Origin of the sequence: Streptomyces sp. NPDC051020, from assembly GCF_040683105.1 — a bacterium.
GTDB lineage: Bacteria > Actinomycetota > Actinomycetes > Streptomycetales > Streptomycetaceae > Streptomyces.
In genome coordinates, this window is the sequence record NZ_JBFBCG010000035.1 from 32443 (window position 1) to 56989 (window position 24547).

General features: G+C 69.0%; 19 protein-coding genes. 7 read left to right on the forward strand and 12 right to left on the reverse strand.

Going from position 1 to position 24547, the window contains the following annotated elements:
- Window positions 1-1476 (reverse strand): DUF2252 domain-containing protein, encoded by a 1476-nt coding sequence (locus tag AB0N06_RS20340; protein ID WP_366136070.1) that lies wholly within the window; start codon window positions 1474-1476, stop codon window positions 1-3.
- A gap of 417 nt (window positions 1477-1893) precedes the next feature.
- Here AB0N06_RS20340 and AB0N06_RS20345 point away from each other — a divergent pair, with 417 nt between their 5' ends.
- The gene (locus AB0N06_RS20345) at window positions 1894-2091 is read left to right on the forward strand and encodes a DUF6011 domain-containing protein (protein WP_266990908.1); all 198 of its coding nucleotides are present in this window, start codon (window positions 1894-1896) and stop codon (window positions 2089-2091) included.
- 6 nt (window positions 2092-2097) lie between these two features.
- Here the strand turns inward: AB0N06_RS20345 and AB0N06_RS20350 are convergent, their stop codons facing one another.
- Complete coding sequence (locus AB0N06_RS20350; RefSeq protein WP_366136072.1) at window positions 2098-2598, reverse strand: hypothetical protein; 501 nt, start codon at window positions 2596-2598, stop codon at window positions 2098-2100.
- Window positions 2599-3151: 553 nt separating this feature from the next.
- Here AB0N06_RS20350 and AB0N06_RS20355 point away from each other — a divergent pair.
- The 3 genes from AB0N06_RS20355 (at window position 3152) to AB0N06_RS20365 (ending at window position 6289) form a co-directional block, all read left to right on the forward strand.
- On the forward strand, window positions 3152-4000 hold the full coding sequence (locus tag AB0N06_RS20355) for an alpha/beta hydrolase (protein WP_366136073.1): 849 nt from the start codon (window positions 3152-3154) through the stop codon (window positions 3998-4000).
- Between the two features lie 260 nt (window positions 4001-4260).
- Window positions 4261-5619, forward strand: coding sequence for an epoxide hydrolase (locus tag AB0N06_RS20360; protein ID WP_366136074.1), 1359 nt, complete (start codon window positions 4261-4263; stop codon window positions 5617-5619).
- A gap of 175 nt (window positions 5620-5794) precedes the next feature.
- A complete protein-coding gene (locus AB0N06_RS20365) occupies window positions 5795-6289 on the forward strand; it encodes a PaaI family thioesterase (protein ID WP_366136075.1) in 495 nt (164 codons plus the stop codon).
- 514 nt (window positions 6290-6803) lie between these two features.
- On the opposite strand, the gene AB0N06_RS20370 is transcribed toward AB0N06_RS20365, so the two are convergent.
- From AB0N06_RS20370 to AB0N06_RS20385, 4 genes are all read right to left on the reverse strand, one after another.
- The gene (locus AB0N06_RS20370) at window positions 6804-7124 is read right to left on the reverse strand and encodes a PaaI family thioesterase (RefSeq protein ID WP_366136076.1); all 321 of its coding nucleotides are present in this window, start codon (window positions 7122-7124) and stop codon (window positions 6804-6806) included.
- 278 nt (window positions 7125-7402) lie between these two features.
- A complete protein-coding gene (locus AB0N06_RS20375) occupies window positions 7403-7972 on the reverse strand; it encodes a TetR family transcriptional regulator C-terminal domain-containing protein (protein ID WP_366136077.1) in 570 nt (189 codons plus the stop codon).
- Window positions 7973-8115: 143 nt separating this feature from the next.
- Complete coding sequence (locus AB0N06_RS20380) at window positions 8116-8952, reverse strand: enoyl-CoA hydratase/isomerase family protein (RefSeq protein ID WP_366136078.1); 837 nt, start codon at window positions 8950-8952, stop codon at window positions 8116-8118.
- 253 nt (window positions 8953-9205) lie between these two features.
- A complete protein-coding gene (locus AB0N06_RS20385; protein WP_366136079.1) occupies window positions 9206-9763 on the reverse strand; it encodes a hypothetical protein in 558 nt (185 codons plus the stop codon).
- A gap of 255 nt (window positions 9764-10018) precedes the next feature.
- On the opposite strand from AB0N06_RS20385, the gene AB0N06_RS20390 reads away from it, so the two are divergent.
- Together AB0N06_RS20390 and AB0N06_RS20395 are read left to right on the forward strand one after the other, a co-directional pair.
- Window positions 10019-10444 (forward strand): hypothetical protein, encoded by a 426-nt coding sequence (locus AB0N06_RS20390; RefSeq protein ID WP_366136080.1) that lies wholly within the window; start codon window positions 10019-10021, stop codon window positions 10442-10444.
- Window positions 10445-10521: 77 nt separating this feature from the next.
- Complete coding sequence (locus AB0N06_RS20395; RefSeq protein WP_366136081.1) at window positions 10522-11241, forward strand: hypothetical protein; 720 nt, start codon at window positions 10522-10524, stop codon at window positions 11239-11241.
- 213 nt (window positions 11242-11454) lie between these two features.
- On the opposite strand, the gene AB0N06_RS20400 is transcribed toward AB0N06_RS20395, so the two are convergent.
- Both AB0N06_RS20400 and AB0N06_RS20405 read right to left on the reverse strand, forming a co-directional pair.
- Window positions 11455-12324, reverse strand: a complete 870-nt coding sequence (locus AB0N06_RS20400) for an acyl-CoA thioesterase II (RefSeq protein ID WP_366136082.1) — start codon at window positions 12322-12324, stop codon at window positions 11455-11457.
- A 49-nt stretch (window positions 12325-12373) separates the two neighbouring features.
- Complete coding sequence (locus tag AB0N06_RS20405) at window positions 12374-14887, reverse strand: DUF3516 domain-containing protein (RefSeq protein ID WP_366136083.1); 2514 nt, start codon at window positions 14885-14887, stop codon at window positions 12374-12376.
- A gap of 138 nt (window positions 14888-15025) precedes the next feature.
- On the opposite strand from AB0N06_RS20405, the gene AB0N06_RS20410 reads away from it, so the two are divergent.
- Window positions 15026-15817, forward strand: a complete 792-nt coding sequence (locus AB0N06_RS20410) for a metal-dependent hydrolase (RefSeq protein WP_358856103.1) — start codon at window positions 15026-15028, stop codon at window positions 15815-15817.
- 194 nt (window positions 15818-16011) lie between these two features.
- Here the strand turns inward: AB0N06_RS20410 and AB0N06_RS20415 are convergent, their stop codons facing one another.
- The 4 genes from AB0N06_RS20415 to AB0N06_RS20430 form a co-directional block, all read right to left on the reverse strand.
- Window positions 16012-17793, reverse strand: coding sequence for an ABC transporter ATP-binding protein (locus AB0N06_RS20415; RefSeq protein WP_366136084.1), 1782 nt, complete (start codon window positions 17791-17793; stop codon window positions 16012-16014).
- Window positions 17790-19691, reverse strand: coding sequence for an ABC transporter ATP-binding protein (locus AB0N06_RS20420; RefSeq protein WP_366136085.1), 1902 nt, complete (start codon window positions 19689-19691; stop codon window positions 17790-17792). Before AB0N06_RS20420 ends, AB0N06_RS20415 begins: the two co-directional genes overlap by 4 nt.
- 199 nt (window positions 19692-19890) lie before the next feature.
- The gene (locus AB0N06_RS20425) at window positions 19891-21351 is read right to left on the reverse strand and encodes a Gfo/Idh/MocA family oxidoreductase (RefSeq protein ID WP_366136086.1); all 1461 of its coding nucleotides are present in this window, start codon (window positions 21349-21351) and stop codon (window positions 19891-19893) included.
- Window positions 21352-21581: 230 nt separating this feature from the next.
- Window positions 21582-24506, reverse strand: coding sequence for an FAD-binding and (Fe-S)-binding domain-containing protein (locus tag AB0N06_RS20430; RefSeq protein ID WP_366136087.1), 2925 nt, complete (start codon window positions 24504-24506; stop codon window positions 21582-21584).
- Window positions 24507-24547 lie beyond the last annotated feature (41 nt).

Below are 24547 nucleotides of genomic sequence, written 5' to 3' on the forward strand. Positions count from 1 at the left end.
TCATGGTCTTCCCGTCGTCGGAATTTCTGGTGCGCGCGGGACTGCGACGGGGCCGTTCGGCTCGGACGCGGGTAGCCTCCCCGCGCGGACGGCGTCGACCAGAACCTGATGGTCCCGCTCGTTCAGGTCGGCGTACGTCTCCGCGAACCGTGCGACCGCACGGTCGAACGAGTCGCCGCGTCCCAGATACGCGGCGATGGCGATCCGATCGCCGGACCTCGCGTGGGCGCGGGCCAAGGTGCTGCCGCACACCTCACCGAACGTCCGCATCCCGGCCGGCACCATCGACTCCGGCTCGATGGCGCCCTTCCAGTCGCGCAGTTGCCGCACATAGAAGTCGCGGCGCCGCCCGTCGATCCCTTCCGTGCGTTCCCAGCCGAGGAAGATGTCGCTCGCCGCCTGCATCAGCCGCTGCCCGGCGACCACCCGCTCGCCCTGGTTCCGGTACGTGCTGGGGCCGGTGTGCGGGGTGAGCACCGAGGTCCCGGCCTCCTTGGCCTGGAGGAAGAGCGGATCGCGGTCGTCCCTGCCGAGCAGCAGGATGATCCAGCACCGCGTGCCGACGCTGCCGACCCCGACCACCTTGCGGGCCACGTCCACGAGCCGGAAGTCCCGGAGCAGGAACCGCCGGTCCGACGGGAGACTCAGCGCGTAGCTTCCGATCAGCTCGCGGAACCACTCCATCGTCGCATCGAGCTCCTCGCCGGGCAGCAGACCGGCGAGCGGTACGAGCAGGGGCGGGTCAGCGGCGATCCGGAGCCGCCCGTCGACCTCCTCGGTCAGCTTGCCGAAGGCCTGCAGACTGTCCCGGGTACGGGCCTTGGCCATGGCACGGTCCAGGTTCTTGCGGCCACGTTTCGCCAACTGCTGCGACGCCATGGTCCGGAGGCGCTCCACATCAGTTTTTGTGTACCACACATCCAGGTTGCCCATGCCCGCGAATCGGATCATCGACTCGCGGTACGACCGCACCGCTGTCGATACGACGTCGGCGCTCTCCCGCTCCGTGAATCCGTTCGCCCGCCCCGCGACGACAAGGCTTACCGCCAGCCGTTTGACGTCCCACTCCCAGGGGCCCGGCAGCGTCTCGTCGAAGTCGTTGATGTCGAAGAGCAGATGCCGCTCCGGGGAGGCGAGCAGCCCGAAGTTCAACAGGTGTGCGTCTCCGCACAGTTGGGCCCTGATCCCGGAATCGGGGGTAGTGGCAAGATCGGCTGCCATGATCGCGGCGGCGCCCCGGTAGAAGCGGAACGGCGACTCGGCCATCCGGCTGTGGCGGATCGGCACGAGCTCCGGCACCCTGGTCGCGGACTGGGCCTCGAGGATGCCCATCGGGTCGGGTCGGTCGGCCGGCGGTGCGAACGCGGCGTGGCTCGAACGGGGGGCGCGTAGGCGGGCGGCCTTTCCGGCGGCCGCCCGCTCCTCGGGTGTCAGGTGCGGCGCGGCGCATGGGGCCGACGTGGCGTCCTGGGGCATCGAAGACTCTCCTGACTGCCGCAGGCGCCCCACCGCCCGGACGTGTGTTGCCCCTCTCCGATTATCGTGGGTAGCCCCGCTCTCCGGCATCATCTGGTGAGCCAACGGGCCGGGGACGGCGCCACTGCCTGCGGAGGACCGCGTATGCCGAACAGCAGGGGTACGGATCCGGCCCGGGCCGACGCGCGATGGCTCCGGAACCGCGACCGACCGGCACATCCGGGTACGGGCCGCCCGCACCGTGCGGCGGGTCCGTACCGGTGCCGCGGTCTTCTTGTCCCGCGGGACCGGCTCCATGGCCAGCACGCTGCTCATCCGCGAACTCCTCCCTTGCGCCCTGTTCGGAAGTCGCAGGGCAGACCGCCGACTTGAGAAGATCGATCCGTGGAGAATCCTGAGCCGTTTCCCGGATCCGACATCGAGGCCCCGGCCGAGCCCGACCGGGCGACCGGCCGCCGTCCGGTCCGCTGCCGTCTGTGCGGTCGCCCGCTCACCGGCAGGGAGTCACGGCGCACCGGGCTCGGCCCCGCCTGCGACGCCAAGCTGCACCCTGCCGCGCCGGACATCCGCACCCGCCGCCACGAGGTCGAGCAGGACCCCCTGCCCGGGACGTGAGCCGGGCTACGCGCCCAGCCGGCGGAACAACCCCTCCTGCACCACGGACACCAGCAGATTGCCGCCCCGGTCGTAGATCCGGCCGCGTGCCAGTCCCCGCCCGCCCGTCGCGATCGGCGACTCCTGCTCGTACAGGAACCATTCGTCGACCCGGAACGGACGGTGGAACGACATGGCATGGGCGGTGATAGGGGCCGGGAGTGCTCGGTGACCTGCATGTTTCTGGTGTAGAGAGCGCTTGGACGCATGCTCGGCACGCCATGCGCACACTCGTGCTATGGGTGGTAGCCCGTCCATCCAACAAGTTGTCAAATGCACTGTGTGAAGGAATACGGGCAGACGTTGGCCCGGGTCTGGTCCGGATCTTGGGAGGGCGGACCAGACCGGCGGTCTCAGTTGCTCTGCTGTTCCGGGGGCAGGGCCGTGAGAGGTGTGGGACTGCGACGAACCACTCGTGGGAGCCCTCGCTGAGCACGTGGTCCACGACCGCGTCGTACTGGTGCTCAACGGTGCTGGGGTTGGAGGGCGCGCCGATCGTGGCGACCGCGCGGACGCCGATCTCCTCGGACGCGGCGGCGATGGTGGCGGCGCCCAGGCGAGCCGACGAGCTCGGGGCCGACGACGCTCTTGAATCTGACTTCTTCAGGCATGGGGTGATCACTCCGTCGGCAGGACTGGTCGTAGGTGCGGGCAGGTGGGTGGGTGACGGCGCCGCCCGCGCCGTCGTCGTTTCAACCTTCGCTCAGATAGGGGGTGGGTTGAGCTTGACAGGTTCTAAGATGACCGGCCATATTGAGCAGTGTTCGCGAGAGTCGCACAAAGAGGGGCGGCTCGCAACGACGGCGCTATCGCGCTCGCTGTCCGCCTGATAGCCACTGTCGTCCGGGCCCCGCGCGAGCCTGGCGCGGCCACGCTCTGGAAGGAGTGCCGGAGTCCAGGTTCCCCGGAGGTGCCGGGGTATCAGCTCGCCCAACCGATGTGTCCGCTCACACCCGGGCGCCATGCCTGCTGGTGTTTCGTACGTCGATGAGCAGCAGGAACTTACAGGTGGAGGTTCGCGATGACCGTGTATTCGACCGTTGGGACTCAGGTGGTGCGCGCTGGCAACGGTGTCGACTACGCGTACCGCAGCGTTGGTTCGGACACGGGGACGCCGCCGCTGGTGCTGCTGCAACACTTCCGCGGGAACCTGGACAACTGGGATCCGGCCCTGGTCGACGCCCTGGCAGCCGGGCGCCGAGTGGTTGCCTTCGACAACACCGGCGTGGGCGCCAGTAGCGGGCGTACTTCGAACACGGTTGCGGCGATGGCGGACGGTGCGATCGAGTTCATCGACGCGCTGGGCCTGGACCGGGTCGACCTGCTGGGTTTCTCGCTGGGCAGCTTTGTGGCGCAGGAGATCGCGCTGCATCGTCCGGACCTGGTGAACCGGATCGTACTGGCTGCTTCGGCGCCGCAGGGTGCGTGGGGGATGCACGGCTGGCACCCAGACGTGATTGCCGCGGTAGGGGGGCGTGAGTCGTCACCGCAGGGTTACCTGCGCGTGTTCTTCACCGGTACGCCCGAGGGGTTGGCCGCAGGGCAGCAGGCGGCAGGCCGGATCTTCTCCGAGCGAACCGAGGGCTGGGAGGCGCCGACGGGCTGGCAGACCCGGCAGGCCCAGTACGACGCGGTAACCCAGTGGGGCGTCCCGGACCACGCCAAGCTCGAGCGGCTGCGCGGGATCAGGCAGCCGGTGTTCGTCACGGCCGGGGACAGCGATCCGATGATCCTGCCGCGGTACTCCCACCTGCTGGCAGGACTGCTGCCCGACGCCCGGATCAAGATCTACCCGGACGCCGCGCACGGGTTCCTGTTCCAGCATCACAAGGAATTCGCCGCCGACGTCGGCGACTTCCTAGACACGTAGCGGCCCCGCGCTCGCCTGGCCGCGCGCCTCCCGGGAGCCAGCCCACGGGTGCAGCCGGTGCTCGCGTCGGCGCGTCGCGCCGCGTCGCGTTTGCGTGTCCCTGCGGGCGGACCGGGCCTGCCTTGGCCGGCCTCGCGCGTCGCCGGATGTGTTCACGTCCCCGACGAGGCGAGCTTGTCCGTGACCGTCATGGCGGGCCCTGCCCGCCAACTACTGCATGGCGCCAGCCATGAGCAGCGATCAAAGAGAGAGAGTTTGCGATGGTGACGAAGGAGAATTCCGGTGGGTTCGGAACTGACCGCCGTCGGTTCCTGGGCTTGGCCGCCGGTGCGGCGGGCGTAGTGGCCGCCACCCAGCTCGCGATGCCCGGCAAGGCGCACGCAGTGGCCGGCGAGGTGAGTGCGTCGGCCAGGGTGGACGGCTCCGCCGCGGTGCCAGACATCGCTGGTGTGCGGCCGTTCCGTATCAAGATCGCTGAAAAGGAGCTGCAGCATCTGCGGCAGCGTATCCAGATGACCCGCTGGCCCGACAAGGAGACCGTGTCCGACCGGTCCCAGGGCGCGCAGTTGGCGAAGCTCAGGCCGCTGGTCGAGTACTGGGGTGAGCGGTACGACTGGCGCAAGGTCGAGAAGCGCCTCAATGCGCTGCCTCAGTTCATCACCGAGATCGACGGCCTGGACATCCAGTTCGCCCACATCCGCTCGCCGCACGCGGACGCCCTGCCGATGCTCATGACGCACGGCTGGCCCGGCTCCATCATCGAGCTGCTCAAGGTCATCGACCCGCTGACCAACCCCACGGCGCACGGCGGGCGCGCCGAGGACGCCTTCCATCTCGTCCTGCCGACGCTGCCGGGCTACGGCTTCTCCGGCAAGCCGACGGAGGTCGGCTGGAATCCGGCCCGGACGGCGCGCGCGTTCCACACCCTGATGCTGCGCCTGGGCTACTCGCGCTACGTCTCCCAGGGCGGTGACTGGGGGGCGATCATCTCCGAGAACCTCGCCACCCAGCGACCTGCGGAGCTGCTGGGCATCCACGTCAACATGCCTGGCACCGTCCCGCCGGACGTCCTGCGCCACCTGCTCAACTCCGACCCCGCTCCGGCGAGTCTGTCGGCGCGCGAGGAGAGGGCGTACAACCGACTGCTGCACTTCTACCGCGACGGCTTCGGCTACGCGGCGATGATGAACGAGAGCCCGCAGACGATCGCCTACGCCCTCAATGACTCGCCGGTCGCCATGGCCGCCTACTACTACGACAAGATCGCGGAGTGGACCGACTCCGGCGGCGAGCCGGAGAAGGTCCTCACCTACGACGAGATGCTCGACGCCATCTCGCTGTACTGGCTGACCAATACCGGGCCTTCTTCCTCACGGCTGTACTGGGAGGGCCACCAGGCCGGCGGCGGCCCGGTCAGCGCCGTCCCCATCCCGGACCTCCCGGTCGCGGTCACGGTGTTCCCCGGCGAGATCTACCCCGCGCCGCGCAGCTGGGGCGAGCGGACCTTCGGCAACATCATCCACTGGAACGAGGTCGACCGCGGCGGTCACTTCGCCGCGTGGGAGCAGCCGCAGATCCTGACCCAGGAGCTGCGTACCGCTTTCCGCGCGCTGCGATAGCACGGGAATCACGGGGGCTGCCAGGCCGACCACGCCTGGCAGCCCCGGCGGCACCGACGCTCCCGTCGGCAGCCCGACGACGCTGGTCACCGGTTGACACCATCCCCGCGGCGCTGGGCCGTTCCTGCTTGCCAGCTTTCGATATCAGAAGCCAGATGATCGAAGGAGTACAGGTATGGCCAGGACCCGCACCATCACCTGGAGCGACCCGCAGGTCACCGCAGCCGCCGTCGGACAGTGCAGCGGTCTGGAATTCGTCCAGGACCTCATCGCCGGACGAATGCCTGGACCGCCCCTCGCGGCCATGCTTGGATTCACCCTCGACCACGCCGAGTTCGGCAGTGCGACGTTCATGCTGGAACCGGGCGAGGAGCACTACAAGCCGATCGGCAGTGTGCACGGTGGCGTCTACGCCACACTGCTCGACTCGGCCGCTGGCTGCGCCGTCCAAACCGTGCTGCCTCCGGGTACGGGCTACACCTCGCTCGATCTGAACGTGAAGTTCCTGCGCCCGATCACCGTTGACACTGGCAAGGTCCGTGCTGTTGGCGCCGTCCTCAACCATGGCCGCCGCACGGCCCTCGCGCAGGCTGAGCTGTTTGACTGTCGGGATCGCCTGCTCGCCCATGCGACGAGCAGCTGCATGATCTTTCCGCTCAGCACGCAGTGACCTGTGGCCGGAGGCCGGCCCAGGGGGCTGAGCCTGCGGTCATCCAGTGTCGACGGTCAGCGTTTTCGGCTCTGTCGACGATCTTGTGATGCTGACGCCTCGAGCTGAGCAGCCACTCTGAGTGCGAATCAGGCTCCTTGAGGCGGTTGCTTCCTCGTTCTGCTGGTTCGGAAATCGGGCCGGTGGTGCGGCAGGCCGGCAGGTGCGCGCTGCTCACAACTCGGAATGCCGTCATCGTCGGTGCACGGCCGATACAGGCTCGCAACTCCGCCTGCACGGCCTTTCCGCACTTGTGTTCCACGATGGTCTCTCTTCCGGTTGGGTCTCTTTCACCGACGGGCGGGCCAGCCTGCGACTGCACTGACATCGCGGCCGCTACGCTGCCTTTGGCCGGTCCGGCGCTGTTCGGCGGCTGGTCCGCCTCGCGCAGGTGAAAGGCCGGATCGCTGGCCCGGTGCTCGGCCTCGAGCCGGCGGACTGGCCTCGACCGCGGACTGTGCGCCGGGGCGCGTGCTCAGTTCTCGGGCAGGTGGTTGAAGAGACGAACCTGTCCCCGGGCGATCAGTCTGCTGTCGGCGTCCGTGATTTCGGCCGTCCACAGCTGCAGCGCCCTTCCCTGGTGGACGGGTCGTGCCAACACCTCGAGCCGGCCTTCGCGATGCGGCCGCAGGAAGTCGGTCTGGTTGTTCACGCCGACCGCGTACCCACCGGAATCGGCAACGGCGGCGGACGCTCCGACCGACGCCACGCTCTCGAGGGCTGAACCGACGACGTGAAGGACCGTTGCAGCAGGATCCACTTCCGCGCGAGTGCCGCGCTGCTCGATCTCGGTCACATCGGGAGACATTCGACCGGTGGGATAACCTCCCGAAGATCACTCATGAGCGCCATCAGTGTGTGGTGCCGGGTGGCCGACGTCATCGCCTGGCGCTACCGCAGGCGATGCAGGCCCGACCCCCCGACCGCAAGCGCCCAGCACGGCACTGCCCCCTCCCGAACCGGTCAATCGGAAGGCGAGGATCCGGGCGACAGAAGCTGACCGGGCCGGCGCGGTGCGGTCGCGGTCGGGTCCCCCTGGCGAGAGCGCGGCCAAGAGTGGTGGCGGAGACGAGCTCAGACGGTCAGCGAATCGAACATGGCAAAGAAGTCGTCCAGCGGCACGCGACTGCGGACGACCTTCGCCTGCATCGCCGCTCCTTCCCAGGCGCTCACCAGGAATCGGGCCAGCACCGCGCTGTCCATATCGCTCTTCAGGGTTCCGGCAGCCCGGGCTTCGTCCAGCGCCGGGGTGAGGAATGAGACCCACCGCCCGAGCCTGTTGCCCACTTCGTCGCGAATCACCGAGCTCTGCGTGGACAGTTCTGCCCCGAAGTTCCCGAACATGCAACCACGGGTGTAGCCGAACCGCTCCAAGTCTCCCGTCAGGTACTCGAAGTGCTTGCGGATGCGCTCGACGGGAGGGATCGACTCGTCGGCCAGCATGCCCATCTGGCGGGTATCGGCATAGCGGCTCATCACCTCGATGGCCATGGCCTCTTTGCTGTCGAAGTGGTTGTAGAACGAACCCTTCGGCGTGCCGGCGGCATCGGCGATGTCCTTGATGCCGCTGCCGTTGAAGCCGTGTTCGTGGAAGCGATCATAAGCGGCTTCGATCAGGTGTTCGCGCATACTGGGTCTCGGCATGGTGCACGCTCCTTCTACTCTGTCCCAATATGTCCGGTCGTCTTCCCGTTGTCAAGCAGGTATGCCTTGGCACGCAGGAGGGGCAACGGTCTGGATGTCCGTTCGGTGCGATCACGCGGTGCGATCGAGGTTGTCGATCCAGGTCAGCGGGGGAACTCCGCAACGGCCTTGCCCAGGTTGGTTTCGACGTCGCCCGGCGTCTGGAGGCCTCGGCTCGCGAGGTGGCTCAAGCGCTCACGGGTTTCCGGCAGGGCGATGAGGCCCTGGAAGGTGACCGCGTCGGAGCGGATGTGCGCGGAGTCCGCCAGCGTGAGGTCGTTGATGGCGCGCTTGGCGGCCTTGACCCCCTCGGGCGGGAAGCCTGCGATGCGCTTGGCCAGGCGCTCGACGAAGCCGTCCAGCTCGGCGTCGGGCAGGGCGCGGGTGATCCAGCCGTAGCGCTCGGCGAGGTCGGCGTCGAAGTCGTCCGCGCCGACGATGGCCTCGATGGCGCGCGTCCGGCCGAGCCGCCGGGTCAGGTGCTGGATGCCGCCGGCGCCGGGCAGCGCGCCGGTGCCGGTCTCGAACTGGCTGAAGACGGCGTTCTCCCGCGAGGCGAAGATCATGTCGCAGGCCAGGGCGAGCTCGTCGCCGCCACCGCGGGCGCGCCCACGTACCTTGGCGATGGTGATCACCGGGACCTGCGCCAGCTTGTGCAGGAACATGCCGAGCGAGGCGTCACCGGGACCGCCGGCCTTCGCGGCCTCGGCGGTGTACTGCGGGACGGCCGTGAGGTCCACGTGCGCCGAGAAGTACTCGGTCGAGGCGCTGTCGATGACGACGACCCGCACATCACCGGGATCCGTGTACAGCGTGTTTATGAGTGAGGCCAGGTCGCGGACCAGTTCGACGCCGATGAGATTGAGAGGGCCGGCGTCGAGGGTGGCGAACAGAACGCCGTCCTCCAGTCGGGTTCGGATCGAGGAGTAGTCGAAGCTCATGATGACTCCTGGAAGTGCGTGAATGAGGGGAGGAGGCGATCACAGGTTCTGCTGGAACCACTCCAGGGCGCTTCCGGACGCCACCTTGAACTGGACGCTTCGGCGGCAGCGCCGGCCTGCGGGGCGGACATCAACCCCTGGCGGCAGATCTCCGACTGGCGGCGGGTCATCTCGTACCTGGAGAGCCATCGGCCCCGACGACGGCGAGGTGCGGGACTTCCGGGCCTGACCCGCGGCCGACGGTCGAGGATGCTCAGCGTGAGCCCTGGGCGTTGAGGGCGGCTCGTTCCACGCTGGCCGCATAGCTGGGCGCCTCGAGTGCGTTGTGCTGCTCCACGGCCTGCTTGCGCGCCTCCACGGCCTGCTCGAATGGGATGCCTCGCTCTTCCAGGTGGGTCACGAAGGCGCGCGTCGGCCGGCTGAGGATCTTGTTCGTGAAGGTCGAGCGGTCGGCATCCAGCGCAGTGACGCTGAGATCCCAGATGACCTGCTGGTACTGCCAGCCATCCGCAGTCTGCGCCTCCGAGAGCGACACCATGCGGCAGTGGTGCCGCTCGAGGATTTCTGCGACGTAGTGCTGGATGAGCAGCACTCCGCCCACCACCTCGACGTTGATGCTCACCAACTTGCCGGCGGCGTTCCGGCTCCAGCCGCAGGCCCGGTGGTCGGGAACCGCGCAGGCCTGATACTCCGTATCTGTGAGCTGGGGCAGCCACGTGCCCAGGTCGATGCTCTCGAGCGGGACGTTGATGTCCACGCTCTGCGTGGATTCGGCCAGGACGAGGTCGGCGATCTCGTGAGTGGGGGACATGCGACGGCTCCTTACCGGCGGCTGCGCTTGCTGGTGTGCGCCTGCCCTCGGGTCCTGCCCCTCAGAGGCAGGACCGCAAATCTGGATGATTCCGCACGAAAGCCCGCTCTGCGCGCTTACAACGGACGCTAGCCGAGAAACTTGACACGTACAAGACGACCGGTCATATTTGAAATGGGTGCTCGGAGGGTTCTGCGACACGGGCCGAGCCGGAAGCGCCAACAAGAACCGCCCTTTCGATGGAAGGAGCAGGTCATGACCGTCCTGCGCTTTCAGCTCAACTCCTCGCTCAGCCCGAAGGAGGTGATAGGGGTGCTGACCGACTTCAGTCCGGCGCGGGCCGAGACCTGGCCGTCGATCGACGCCGATCACTTCACGGTCCATGACTTGGGTGACACCTGGGCCGAGGTGACCGAAGGCACGGCTTCCGCATGGGAGCGTGCCCGCTACGAGTGGGACCCGGCCGGCGACACAGTCACCATCACGACGCTCGACTCGAAGGTCTTCGGCCCGGGCGGCGGATGGGTGTTCAAGATGACCCCCGAGGGCGACGGCACCTGCGTCGACGTCGAACTGACCCGGCACGCCAGCACGTTCAAGGCTCGACTGGTGGCCACGGTGCTCCCGTACGCCGGCTCCGTGTTCCGCAAGTCCTTCCAGGGGCCCTTGAAGGGAAAGTAGCCATGTCCCGCCGGCCAAGAATGACTGATCATCTCCAGCCGGTCGGGCATCAGTGACTCACGTCAGGAGGAGAAGAGATGAATGCGCTGCTCGATGAGGTTCTCGAGGCCCATGGCGGTATGGACCGCTGGCGCCGGTTCAGCTCCGTACGCGCGACGATCGTCAGCGGCGGCGACCTGTTCGCCATCAAGGGACTTCCGCAGGATCCGACGCCCCGCGAGATGACGGTACGGCTGCACGAGGAGCACGCCTCGGTGGCCCCCTTCGGCGCCCCCGACCAAAGGACCGACTTCACTGCAGACCGCGTCGCCATCGAGAAGACCGACGGTACCGTGGTCGCCGAGCGCGCACAGCCGCGCAAGGCCTTCGACGGACACGTCCTTCAGGCCCCCTGGGACCCGCTGGACCGGGCGTACTTCAACGGCTACGCCCTGTGGACCTACCTGACCACCCCGTTCCTGCTCGCGATGCCCGGCGTCGACATCGAGGAGATCCAGCCCTGGCACGAGGGCGACGAGGAGTGGCGCGGACTGCGCGCGACCTTTCCCGCCTCGATCGCCAGTCACAGCACCGTCCAGGACTTCTACTTCGGCCCGGACCGGCTGCTGCGTCGCCACGACTACCACGTCGACATCGCCGGCGGCTTCGCCGCCGCCCAGTACGTCTACGACACCGTCGAGGCCGACGGCATCCTTCTGCCCACCCGACGCCGCGCCTGCAACCGCGACGCCAACCTGCGGCCGATCCCGGGACAGGTCATGGTCTCCATCGACCTCAGCGACATCCACTTCACCTGAACCGTTCCTAGCCAGTGTGCAGGGCGGTCGTCCACCTCAGCGCTGCCGCCGGCCCGCCCCGTTCCGGGACGCGGGTCTGGCGTACCTGCTGACCCAGCAGCGCGCCGACGGACGCATCGCCTCCCGGCCCGACCAGGTCGCTCCCCGTCCACTGCCCTACGACGTGCCCGTCCTTGCGGACGCCTTCGCCCTCTGGGCGCTTAGTTGTCGTGGTCAGCCCAGGTTGCGGAACAGCCCCTCCTGCACCACGGACACGATCAGTTGCCCCTCGCGGTTGTAGATACGGCCCCGGGCAAGGCCCCGCCCGCCCACCGCGATCGGCGACTCCTGGTCGTACAGGAACCATTCGTCGGCCCGGAACGGACGGTGGAACCACATCGCGTGGTCCAGCGACGCCATGTCGAAACCGCGCGGCCCCCACAGGGGTTCCACCGGGATACGGACCGCGTCGAGGAGCGTCATGTCGCTCGCATACGTCAGCGCGCAGGTGTGCACGAGCGGATCGTCGCCCAGCGGGCCGACCGCACGCATCCAGACCGCGCTGCGCGGGTCCGCGTCCTTGATTTCCTCCAGCGTCCAGCGCAGCCGGTCCACGTACCGGATGTCGAACGGCTGGCGTCTGGCCATCCGCTCCAGCGCGTCCGGCAGCACCCCGAGATGCTCACGCACCTCTTCGGCGACGGTGGGCAGCTGCTCGGGGTCCGGAACGGTCCGGGCGGGCGGCAACTGGTGCTCGAAGCCCGCCTCCTCCGGCCGGTGGAAGGACGCCGTCAGATTGAAGATCGTCCGGCCCTGCTGCACGGCGGTGACCCGGCGCGTGGTGAATGACCGCCCGTCCCGCACCCGCTCGACCTGGTAGACGATCGGCACGCCGGGGCGGCCCGGCCGAAGGAAGTACGCGTGCAGCGAATGGACCGGCCGGTCCCCGTCGGTGGTCCGGCCGGCCGCCACCAGTGCCTGCCCGGCGACCTGTCCGCCGAAGACCCGCTGCAGCGACTCCTCGGGGCTGCGCCCCCGGAAGATGTTGACCTCGATCCGCTCCAGGTCGAGCAGGTCGACCAGGCGCTCGGCGGGGTTCGTCATGCCGTTCGTCTCCACTCTCGCAAGGGTGCCGTCGTCACGGCGGTCACGCTCACAGCTGGCCGACCGAGGTGACCCGGACGACCGCCCGGCCCTCTTCGTCGGAGGCCGCCAGATCGACCTCCGCGCTGATGCCCCAGTCGTGGTCGCCGTTCGGGTCGGCGAACGTCTGCCGTACCCGCCACAGGCCGTGCCCGGCGTCCTCGTCGATCTTCAGCAGCTTCGGACCGCGGGCGTCCGGGCCGGTGCCCAGATCCTCGTACTCGTCCCAGTACGCGTCCATCGCCTCGCCCCACGCGTCCTCGTCCCAGCCCGCCTCGCCGTCCAGCTCGCCGAGCTCGGCGACCTTGTCCAGCGCGGCCAGCTCCACCCGGCGGAACATCGCGTTGCGTACCAGCACCCGGAAGGCGCGGGCGTTGGCGGTGACCGGCTTGACCTCGTCCGCCCGCTCCTGCGCCTGCTCGGCCGTGTCCACCTCCGGGTTGGCGAGCTGCTCCCACTCGTCGAGGAGACTGGAGTCCACCTGACGGACCATCTCGCCGAGCCAGGCGGTCAGATCCTCCAGGTCCTCGGACTTCAGGTCGTCCGGGATGGTGTGCTCAAGCGCCTTGTACGCGCTCGCCAGATACCGCAGCACGATGCCCTCGGTGCGGGCCAGCTCGTAGTTAGAGGTGAACTCCGTGAAGGTCATGGCCCGTTCGTACATGTCCCGGATCACGGACTTCGGCGAGACGGGGTGGTCGCCCACCCACGGGTGGCTCTTGCGGTACACGTCGTACGCATGCCACAGCAGCTCGCTCAGCGGCTTCGGGTACGTGACGTCCTGGAGCCGTTCCATCCGCTCCTCGTACTCGACTCCGTCCGCCTTCATCTGGCCGACCGCTTCGCCGCGCGCCTTGTTCTGCTGGGCGGCGAGGATCTGCCGCGGGTCGTCGAGTGTCGACTCGACGACGGAGACCATGTCCAGGGCGTACGACGGCGATTCGGCGTCCAGCAGATCGAAGGAGGCCAGCGCGAACGTGGACAGCGGCTGATTGAGCGCGAAGTCCTGCTGGAGATCGACGGTGAGCCGTACGATGCGGCCCTCCGCGTCCGGCTCGGCGAGCTGTTCCACGACGCCGCCGTCCAGCAATGAGCGGTAGATCGCGATGGCCCGGCGGATGTGGCGCAGCTGCGACCTGCGCGGCTCGTGGTTGTCCTCCAGCAGACGCCGCATCGCCTCGAAGGCATTGCCGGGGCGCGCGATCACGGACAGCAGCATCGTGTGCGTGACCCGGAAGCGGGAGGTCAGCGGCTCCGGGTCGGACTGGATCAGCTTGTCGAACGTGGCCTCCGACCACGCGACGAAGCCCTCGGGGGCCTTCTTGCGGACCACCTTGCGCTTCTTCTTCGGGTCGTCGCCCGCCTTCTTGACGGCCTTCTCGTTCTCGATGACATGCTCGGGCGCCTGCGCGACGACGAAGCCCGCCGTGTCGAAGCCGGCCCGGCCCGCGCGGCCGGCGATCTGGTGGAACTCACGGGCGCGCAGCGTACGGACCCGGGTGCCGTCGTACTTGGTGAGCGCCGTGAACAGCACCGTACGGATGGGGACGTTGACGCCGACGCCGAGCGTGTCCGTACCGCAGATCACCTTCAGCAGACCCGCCTGGGCGAGCTTCTCCACCAGGCGGCGGTACTTCGGGAGCATGCCCGCGTGATGCACCCCGATGCCGTGACGCACATAGCGCGAGAGGTTCTGGCCGAACTTCGTGGTGAAGCGGAAGTTGCCGATCAGATCGGCGATCTTCTCCTTCTCCTCCTTGGTGCACATGTTGATGCTCATCAGCGACTGCGCCCGCTCGACGGCCGCGGCCTGCGTGAAGTGCACGATGTAGACGGGCGACTGCCGGGTGTCCAGGAGTTCGGTGAGCGTCTCGGTGATCGGGGTCAGCCGGTACTCGTAACTGAGCGGGACCGGCCTGGTCGCCGAGCGCACCACGGAGGTGGGACGGCCGGTGCGCCGGGTCAGGTCCTCCTCGAACATCCTGACGTCACCGAGCGTCGCCGACATCAGGATGAACTGGGCCTGCGGCAGCTCCAGGAGCGGGATCTGCCAGGCCCAGCCGCGGTCCGGCTCCGCATAGAAGTGGAACTCGTCCATCACGACCTGGCCGATGTCGGCGTACTTCCCGTCGCGCAGCGCGATGGAGGCCAGCACCTCGGCGGTGCAGCAGATCACCGGGGCGTCCGCGTTGACGGAGGCGTCGCCGGTGAGCATGCCGACGTTCTCCGTACCGAACAGTTTGCACAGGTCGAAGAACTTCTCCGAGACCAGCGCCTTGATCGGGGCGGTGTAGAAGGTGACCTTGTCCTGGGCCAGAGCAGTGAAGTGCGCACCCGCCGCGACCAGGCTCTTTCCGGAGCCCGTGGGGGTGGAAAGGATCACGTTCGCCCCGGAGACCACCTCGATCAGCGCCTCCTCCTGAGCAGGGTAGAGGGTGATGCCCTGGGTCTCGGTCCATGACGAGAAGGCCTCGAAGAGGGCGTCCGGGTCGTCGGTCGGGGGCAGCTGATCGATAAGGGTCACGCCCCCATCTTGCCTGCCTTCCGCCCGGATGAGGGAACCGGGCGACCGTACGAAGATCACGGACGGTACGCTGCCCACTCAACTCGGCCGCATCGCAACGGCGATGGCGGCCGGACAAATTTTGGGGGCAGAAGAACCATGATGGGACCGGCACACTCGCTGTCCGGGGCGGCGGCCTGGCTGGGGGTGGGCGCGGCGGCGGCAGCCGCGGGCCATACGATGCCGTGGCCCGTCCTGGTCGTCGGAGCACTGATCACCGCGGGTGCCGCGCTCGCCCCGGACCTCGACCACAAGTCCGCGACCATCTCGCGCGCCTTCGGCCCGGTCTCCCGCGGACTCTGCGAGATCGTCGACAAGCTCTCGCACGCCGTCTACAAGGCGACCAGGGGCTCCGGCGACCCGCGCCGCAACGGCGGTCACCGGACTCTGACGCACACCTGGCTCTGGGCGGTGCTGATCGGCGCCGGGGCCTCCGCCGCAGCGATCACCGGCGGCCGGTGGGCGGTCCTCGCCATCCTCTTCGTCCACCTCGTGCTCGCCGTCGAAGGACTGCTGTGGCGGGCCGCCCGGATGTCCAGCGACGTCCTGGTGTGGCTGCTCGGCGCGACCAGCGCCTGGATACTGGCCGGCGTCCTCGACAAGCCGGGCAACGGCTCGGACTGGCTCTTCAGCGCCCCCGGCCAGGAGTACCTCTGGCTCGGGCTGCCGATCGTCCTCGGCGCACTCGTCCATGACATCGGCGACGCGCTGACCGTCTCCGGCTGCCCGATCCTGTGGCCGATCCCACTGGGCCGCAAGCGCTGGTACCCGATAGGGCCGCCGAAGGGCATGCGGTTCCGCGCGGGCAGCTGGGTGGAGCTGAAGGTGCTGATGCCCGCGTTCATGGTGCTCGGGGGGGTGGGCGGGGCAGCCGCCCTCAACTACATCTGAGCACCCCATCCGGCCGCCGGGGGATCAGACCGATTCACGCGGCACCGGACGGTACGCGAGAACGATCTCCCGAGCCGGCCCTCCTCCATCGCGTCGACCCCGTCCAGGGGCTCACCGGCGTGGGCTTCGCCGCTCCGGACGCGTGGCTGTGCGCGAACCGATGACGGTCCGCGCACCACCTCCGCCTTCTCAGCTCAGCCGTGCCAGGACCGCCACAGCGCCGCATACGCGCCGTCCGCCGCAACCAGCTCGTCATGGCTGCCCAGTTCGCTGATCCTGCCGCTCTCGACCACCGCGATCACATCCGCGTCGTGCGCGGTGTGCAGCCGGTGCGCGATCGCCACGACCGTTCGGCCGTCGAGCACCCGCGCCAGCGAGCGCTCCAGATGCCGGGCCGCCCGCGGGTCCAGCAGCGAGGTCGCCTCGTCCAGCACCAGCGTGTGCGGATCGGCCAGCACCAGCCGGGCCAGGGCGATCTGCTGCGCCTGCGCCGGGGTCAGGGCCAGACCGCCCGAACCGACCTCGGTGTCGAGACCCTCGCCCAGCGCCTTCACCCAGCCGTCCGCGTCGACCGCGGCGAGCGACGCCCACAGCTCCGCGTCCTGCGCGCTGTCACGGGCCAGCAGCAGGTTGTCGCGGAGCGAACCGACGAACACATGGTGCTCCTGGTTGACCAGCGCCACATGCGTACGCACTTGCTCCGCTGTCATCTGCGACAACTGCGCACCCCCCAGGGTGACTTCACCGCTGCGCGGGGCGTAGATCCCGGCCAGCAGCCGGCCGAGCGTGGACTTGCCCGCACCGGACGGGCCGACCAGCGCGAGGCGCGTGCCCGGGGCGACGTCGAGGGACACCTTGTGCAGCACGTCGACCCCGGCGCGGTAGCCGAAGCGCACACCGTCCGCCCGGACGTCCCGGCCGTCCGGGGCGACCTCCGTGTCGCCCGCGTCCGGTTCGATGTCCCGCACGCCGACCAGCCGGGCCAGCGACACCTGCGCGACCTGCAACTCGTCGTACCAGCGAAGGATCAGACCGATCGGGTCGACCATCATCTGCGCCAGCAGCGCACCCGTCGTCAGCTGTCCGACGGTGAGCCATCCCTCGATGACGAACCAGCCGCCGAGCATCAGCACCGCGCCGAGGATCGTCACGTACGTGATGTTGATGACGGGGAAGAGCACCGAACGCAGGAACAGCGTGTACTGCTCCCATGCCGTCCACTCCTTGATCCGCCGGTCCGACAGCGCCACCCGGCGCGCGCCGAGACGGTGCGCCTCCACCGTCCGTCCGGCGTCCACGGTCTCTGCCAGCATCGCGGCGACCGCCGCGTATCCGGCGGCCTCCGAGCGGTACGCCGACGGCGCCCGGCGGAAGTACCAGCGGCAGCCGAGGATCAGCACCGGCAGGGCGATCAGGACGGAGAGTGCCAGCGGGGGAGCGGTCACGGTGAGCGCACCGAGCAGCAGTCCCGCCCACACCACACCGATCGCCAGCTGCGGCACGGCCTCCCGCATCGCGTTGGCCAGCCGGTCGATGTCGGTGGTGATCCTGGAGAGCAGATCACCGGTCCCGGCCCGCTCCAGCACGCCCGGCGGCAGCGCGACCGACCGCACGAGGAAGTCCTCGCGCAGATCGGCCAGCATCTCCTCGCCGAGCATCGCGCTGCGCAGCCGCATCATCCGGGTGAACACGGTCTGTACGAGCAGTGCGAGCCCGAACACCGCGGCGGTGCGCTCCAGATGGAGGTCGGCGACCCCGTTCGACAGGTCCTCGACCAGCCCGCCCAGCAGATACGGCCCGACGATCGAGGCGATCACCGCGACGGCGTTGACCGAGATGAGTACGGCGAACGGCTTGCGGTGGCGCCGCATCAGGTCCCGTACATAGCTGCGCACCGTGGTCGGGGTGCCGACCGGCAGCGTTGTCGCCGACTCCGGGGCGGCCGGGTCGTACGTCGGTGGTGCGACGCCGATCATGCCCTCTCCTCGATTCCTTCGGTCTGTTCGGTCTGTTCGGTCTGTTCGATCGCCTTGATCCCGCTGACTGCGCTGATCCCGTCGATCTCGTCCGGTGCGGTCAGTGCCGCGATCTCGTCGTCTGTCTCCCGGGTGACGACCGCCCGGTACTGCGGATCGGTGTGCAGCAGTTCGCGGTGCGTACCGACCGCTGTCACGGCGCCCCGGTGCACCAGCACCACCCGGTCCGCGAGGTCCAGCAGCAGCGGCGACGAGGCGAACGCGACGGTCGTACGACCCAGGCGCAGCGCCTTGATACCGGCGGCGACCCGGGCCTCGGTGTGCGAGTCGACGGCGGACGTCGGCTCGTCGAGAACCAGTGCTTCCGGATCGGTGACCAGGGAGCGGGCCAGGGCGAGCCGCTGCCGCTGGCCGCCGGAGAGCGACCGGCCGCGCTCGGTGATCCTGGTCGTCATCGGATTGCCGTCCCTGGTCACCGAGGCCTGTGCCAGCGCGTCGAGCACGTCATCGCACTGGGCGGCGGCCAGCGCCTGCTCAGCGGTCACCTGGCCGGACGACGGCACGTCCAGGAGCTCCCGGAGTGTCCCGGAGAGCAGCACCGGGTCCTTGTCCTGGACCAGCACCGCGGTCCTGGCGGCCGCCAGCGACAGCTCGTCCAGCGGTACGCCACCGAGCAGGACGGACGGGTTCTTCTCCGGCGACGGCGTGCCCTCGGGAGCGTCGTCCGTCGTGTCCTGCTCCGCGGCCGGCTCGGCGTGCCCGCCGAGCCGTTCGGCCAGTCGGCCGGCCTCGTCCGGGTCGCCGCAGACCACCGCGGTGAACCTGCCCGCAGGGGCCATCAGCCCGGTGACCGGGTCGTACAGATCACCGGAAGGCACCACGTCGACGGTCGACGGCTCGGCGGTGCGGTGCAGCGACAGCACCCGCACGGCCCGCTTGGCGGACGGCCGTGAGAAGGAGTACGCCATGGCGATCTCCTCGAAGTGCCGCAGCGGGAACAGCATCAGCGTCGCCGCGCTGTACACCGTGACCAGCTGGCCGACCTCGATCCGGCCCTCGCGGGCCAGCGTCGCCCCGTACACGACCAGCGAGATGAGCAGCACGCCCGGCAGCAGCACCTGGATCGCCGAGATCAGCGACCACATCTGCGCGCTGCGGACGGCTGCCCTGCGGACCTCCTGCGAGGCACGCCGGTAGCGGCCGAGGAACAGCTCCTCGCCGCCGATCCCGCGCAGCACCCGCAGCCCGGCCACGGTGTCCGACGCCAGTTCGGTGGCCTTTCCGGCCTTCTCGCGCTGAAGGTCCGCGCGCCGGGTGGCGCGGGGGAGCAGCGGCAGCACGGCCAGTGCCAGGAGCGGCATGGCGAGTGCCACCAGCGCCCCCAGCGACGGCAGATAGAGGACGAGTCCGACACAGATGAGCACGAGAGCGACGGCGGCGGCGGCGAAGCGGGAGAGTGCCTCGACGAACCAGCCGATCTTCTCGACGTCGCCGGTGGACACCGCGACGACCTCGCCCGCGGCGACCCGGCGGGTCAGTGCGGACCCGAGTTCGGCGGTCTTGCGGGCCAGTAGCTGCTGGACGCGGGCGGCGGCGGTGATCCAGTTGGTGACGGCGGTCCGGTGGAGCATGGTGTCGCCGACCGCGATCAGCACACCGAGGACGGCGATCAGCCCGCCGGCCAGCGCGAGCCGGTTGCCGGAACGGTCGACGACGGCCTGCACGGCGAAGCCGACGGCCAGCGGCAGCCCGGCGACGGAGCACTGGTGCAGCAGGCCCCAGGCCATGGACTTGAGCTGTCCGCGGATCTGGTTGCGGCCGAGCCAGAGCAGGAAGCGTGGGCCTGACCGGACATCGGGATCGCCGGGATCCGAATAGGGAAGATCGCGAATGTGCATGACGTCCCGTGGTTCTGAGGTTCGGTTGTTGTTCGGTGACTGACTGAAACCGTGCAAGGTTCACCCGGTGGCTCCGGTCGAAGCAAAGGGTTTTCTCCACGGAATGCGTATTTCGCGCCAAGGTCACCGAGCGGACCGCGGGAGGTCGCACTGCGGGGCCCGGCCTGTGCGGCCGGGGCCCGCAGTGTCGTGCCGGCCGTCAGGCCTTCGTGGGCTTCTCCGAGTCCATGCCGGGGCGGGCTTTCTTCCACTCGCCGCGGGTGAAGTCCGGGATCTGCTGCGGCGCGCCCTTCGCCTTGATGGAGAGGTGGCTGAGCGGTACGGGAGACGTCCAGGTCGCCGCGTCGTACACATCGAAGTCGGGAACGAGCCCCAGACGCATGCACTGCATCAGCCGGAACACCAGCATGTAGTCCATTCCGCCGTGCCCGCCGGGCGGGTTGGCGTATTCCTTCCACAGCCAGTGGTCCCAGTCGGCGTACGCGCCGAAGTTGCCCCAGGTGTCGTTGGTGTGGTCAGGTTCGATATAGATGCGGGCCGGATAGTCCTCGAAGAGCCCCTTCGTGCCGCCGAGGCTGTTGATCCGCGAGTACGGATGCGGTGTGGACACGTCGTGCTCCAGCCGGATGACCCGTCCCTTGGCGGTCTGGACGAGACTGATCGTGCGGTCGCTCTCGATATAGGTCTCCTTCCAGCTCGGGTCACCTGCCGGCATGTGCTTCTTCCGGTACTCGGCGAGCCCCAGGGACGGCGAACCGACGCTGATGATGCTCACCGCACGGTCCCCGCGGTTGAGATCCATGTAGTTGGCGACCGGGCCGAACCCGTGGTTGGGGTAGAGGTCGCCGCGCAGCCGGGTGTGCCACAGCCGGCGCCAGGGACCCTCGTAGTAGTCCGGGTCGAACATCAGGCCGCGCAGATCGTGGTTGTACGCGCCCGCGCCGTGCAGCAGGTCGCCGAAGAGACCGGCGTGCGCCATACGGAGCACCCGCATCTCGTTCCGCCCGTAACAGCAGTTCTCCAACTGCATGCAGTGCCGTCTGGTGCGCTCGGAGAGATCGACCAGCTCCCAGAGCTGATCGAGCTGGAGAGCGATCGGACACTCCACCCCGACATGCTTGCCGTGGAGCATGGCGGTCTTCGCCATCTCGAAGTGGAAGTCCCAGGGAGTCGCCACATGGACGAAGTCGATGTCCCCGCGCTTGCAGAGATTCTCGTAGTCGTCCTCGCCGTTGGTGTAGACGGCGGGCGCCGGCTGACCGGCTGCGGTCACCTTCGCGGCGGCCCGGTGGGCCTTCTCCTTGACCGGGTCGCACACGGCGACGACCTGCACTCCGGGGACGGCGAGATAGAGATCGATCATGCTGCCGCCGCGGTTGCCGAGGCCGACCAGGCCGACCCGGACGGTGGAACGCCCTTCGAACGGCACTCCCACCATGGTGGCGCCCTGGCGCTTCGGCGTGGCCGTCTGCGCCTGTGCACCGGCGGCGGAATCGGCGCCGAGGGGTGTGGCGGCGGCTGCGGTGCCGCTGCCCAGACCGCCCAGTCCGAGCCCGGCACCGGCCACGCCGGCGGCGGTCGTCCACAGGACCGAACGACGGCTCATCGAGCCGTCGTCACCGTCCTCCGTACCGTGGTTCTGCTGTGCTGCGTCGTTCATCGATCCTCCAGGACGGGGGTCTGACGTGCGCGGCTTTTGCTTTGAACCTCGGTCATGACCTTGATAGTTGAGACTGCTGATACGCAAGGGGAGGGCTTGGACTCTCGAAACCGAAACCATGGACTTTTGTACGCGACTCACCGGGTGTCCCTGAGAACGCCGACCACCGGGCCCGGCGGATGTGGCCGGACCCGGTGGCCGGTTGCGTACGCGCTCGGGCGAGAGACGTGTCAGGGGCGCGTCGCCCACTCCAGTTCCATCAGGACCGAGCGGTACGCGCGCCCCGTAGCCCGGTCCATGCCGATCTCGCACATCCGGTTCGCGGAGAGATAGGCGTCGTACTCACGGGAGTTGACCTCGACCGCTTCCTTCGCCGTGGCCGACGCGGTCAGCTCCTTGTGCAGCATCCCGCGGTCGCCCGCGAACGCGCAGCACCCGGCGTCGTCCGGTACGACGACCTCCTCCGCACACGCCTCGGCGACTGTACGCAACTGCTCCACGTCGCCGAGATGCTGCATGGAGCACGTCGGGTGCAGCACCGCCGAGCCGGTCTTCCGCAGGATCGTCAGTTCCGGCAGCAGCTCGTCGGCTGCCCAGACGAGGGAGTCGACGACCGTCAGCTCCCGGTGCAACTCCCGGTTGTCCTCGGTGAGATAGGGCACCACCTCATGGGCGATGCCCAGCGTGCACGACGAGGCGTCGACGACCAGCGGCAGCCTTCCGCCCGCTGTCCAGCCCCAGGCGGCCTCCACGATGCGGTTGGCCATCACGGCGTTGCCCTCGTCGTAGCCCTTGGAATGCCAGATCGTCGAGCAGCAGGTACCCGCGACGTCCTCCGGGATCCATACCGGCTTTCCGGCGCGGGCCGAGACGGCGACGACGGCCTGCGGCAGCGACGGGCCACGGTGGCCTTCCGGACCGCCGAAGATACGGTTCACGCACGCCGGGTAGTAGACGGCGCTCGCCCCGACCCGCGAGGTGCGGGGCAGCTTGCGGGGCGCCGCGCCGGGGATCTCGGGCAGCCACTCGGGCACCAGATCGGGGCTTACGGCCTTGCGGGCGAGCCCGGTGACGGTTTCCAGCAGCCGGTCGCCGATCTTGTCGGCCGCGGCGACCGCGAGCCGCGCCGAGGTCTCCACCGCCTTGAAGTTCCTCGCGGTGAGTGCCGCGATCCGTTCCTCGCGCGGTGAGTGCCGCTGGTGGCGGAAGTCCTTCATCATGGCGCCGGTGTCGATGCCGACCGGGCAGGCGAGTTTACAGGTGGAGTCACCGGCGCAGGTGTCAACGGCGTCGTACCCGTACGCGTCGAGGAGCTCGGTCTCCACCGGCGAACCGCCGGGCTGGCGCATCATTTCCCGTCGCAGCACGATCCGTTGACGCGGGCTGGTGGTGAGGTCGTGACTGGGACAGGTGGGTTCGCAGAACCCGCACTCGATGCACGGGTCGGCGATCAGCTCGACCTCGGGAATGGTCTTCAGCCCGCGCAGATGGGCCTTCGGGTCACGGTCGAGGACGATCCGCGGCGCGAGCACCCCGTCGGGGTCGATGACCTGCTTCGTACGCCACATCAGCTCGGTCGCCTTCGGGCCCCACTCCAGTTCCAGGAAGGGCGTGATATTACGACCGGTGGCATGCTCCGCCTTGAGCGACCCGTCGAAGCGCTCCACGGTCAGCCGGCAGAAGTCGTCCATGAACGCGGCGTACCGGTCGACATCGGACGGCTTCGCCGCATCGAACGCGAGCAGGAAGTGCAGATTGCCGTGCGCGGCATGGCCTGCGACGGCGGCGTCGAAACCGTGCTCCGCCTGGAGCCGGAGGAGGGCTTCGCAGGCGCCGGCGAGCAGCGACGGCGGGACCGCGAAGTCCTCCGTGATCAAAGTCGTACCGGACGGGCGGGAGCCGCCGACCGCGGTGACGAACGCCTTCCGGGCCTTCCAGTAACCCGAGATGACCTTGGCCTCGCGGGTGAACTGATTGGTCACCGACGCGACCGGCGCGACAAGGTCCAGCCCCTCGACGACCGCGGCCGCCGCCTGCTCGTACGCCTCCTGCCCCGCCTCGTCCGGAGCCCGGAACTCCACCAGCAGCGCCGCCGTCTCCTTCGGCAGCTCGGCCCAGTCCGCGGGCACGCCCCGGACGCTCACCGACGCCCGCAGCGTGTTGCCGTCCATCAGCTCTACGGCGATCGCCCCCGCTTCGTTGAAGCGGGGCACGGCAGCGGCCGCGGCGGTCAGCGAGGGGAAGAAGAGCAGGGCGCTGGAGACCTTCCGGTCCAGCGGCAGCGTGTCGAAGACGACCTCGGAGATGAAACCGAAGGTGCCTTCAGATCCGACCATCAGTCCGCGCAGGATCTGTACGGGGGTCGAGCCGTCCAGGAACGCGTCGAGCCGGTAGCCGTTGGTGTTCTTGATCTCGTATTTGGCTCGGATCCGGGCGGTCAGTTCCGTGTCCGCCTCGATCTCCGCCTTCAGGGCCAGCAGCCCCTCGCACAGCTGTGGTTCGGCGTGGGTGAGCAGTTCGTCCGCCGCGGGGTCGGCCGTGTCGACGACCGTGCCGCTCGGCAGCACGAAAGTGAGCGAGGCGACGGTCCGGTACGAATTGCGGGTGGTGCCCGCCGTCATTCCGGAGGCGTTGTTGGCAACGACCCCGCCGATCGTGCACGCGATGGCGCTGGCCGGGTCGGGACCCAGCAGCCTGCCGTACCGGGCGAGGGTGGCATTGGCGCGCATGACTGTGGTCCCGGGGCGGATCCGGGCCCGCGCACCGTCGTCCAGCACCTCGATGCCCGCCCAGTGGTGCCGGACGTCGACGAGAATGTCCTCGCCCTGCGCCTGGCCGTTCAGACTGGTGCCCGCGGCCCGGAAGACGACTTCGCGGCCCTTGCCGTGCGCGTACGACAGGATCGCCGAGATGTCGTCGATGTCCTCCGGGACGACGACGACCTGCGGGACGAACCGGTAGGGGCTGGCGTCGGAGGCGTATTTCACCAGGTCGGAGACGGTCCACAACACCTTCTCCGGTCCGAGCAGCGCGGTCAGTTCGCCGCGCAGCGGCTCGGGCGTGCCCGCGGCCCGCACGTCGGGGACCCGGTCGGGGGACGGGGTGCGTGCCCCACCCGGGCGGAGGACTTCCGGCTTCGGTTCGAGCAGCGGCATGGCGATGGCCCCCTCGGTGGGTCGGTGCGTACTCCCACCTT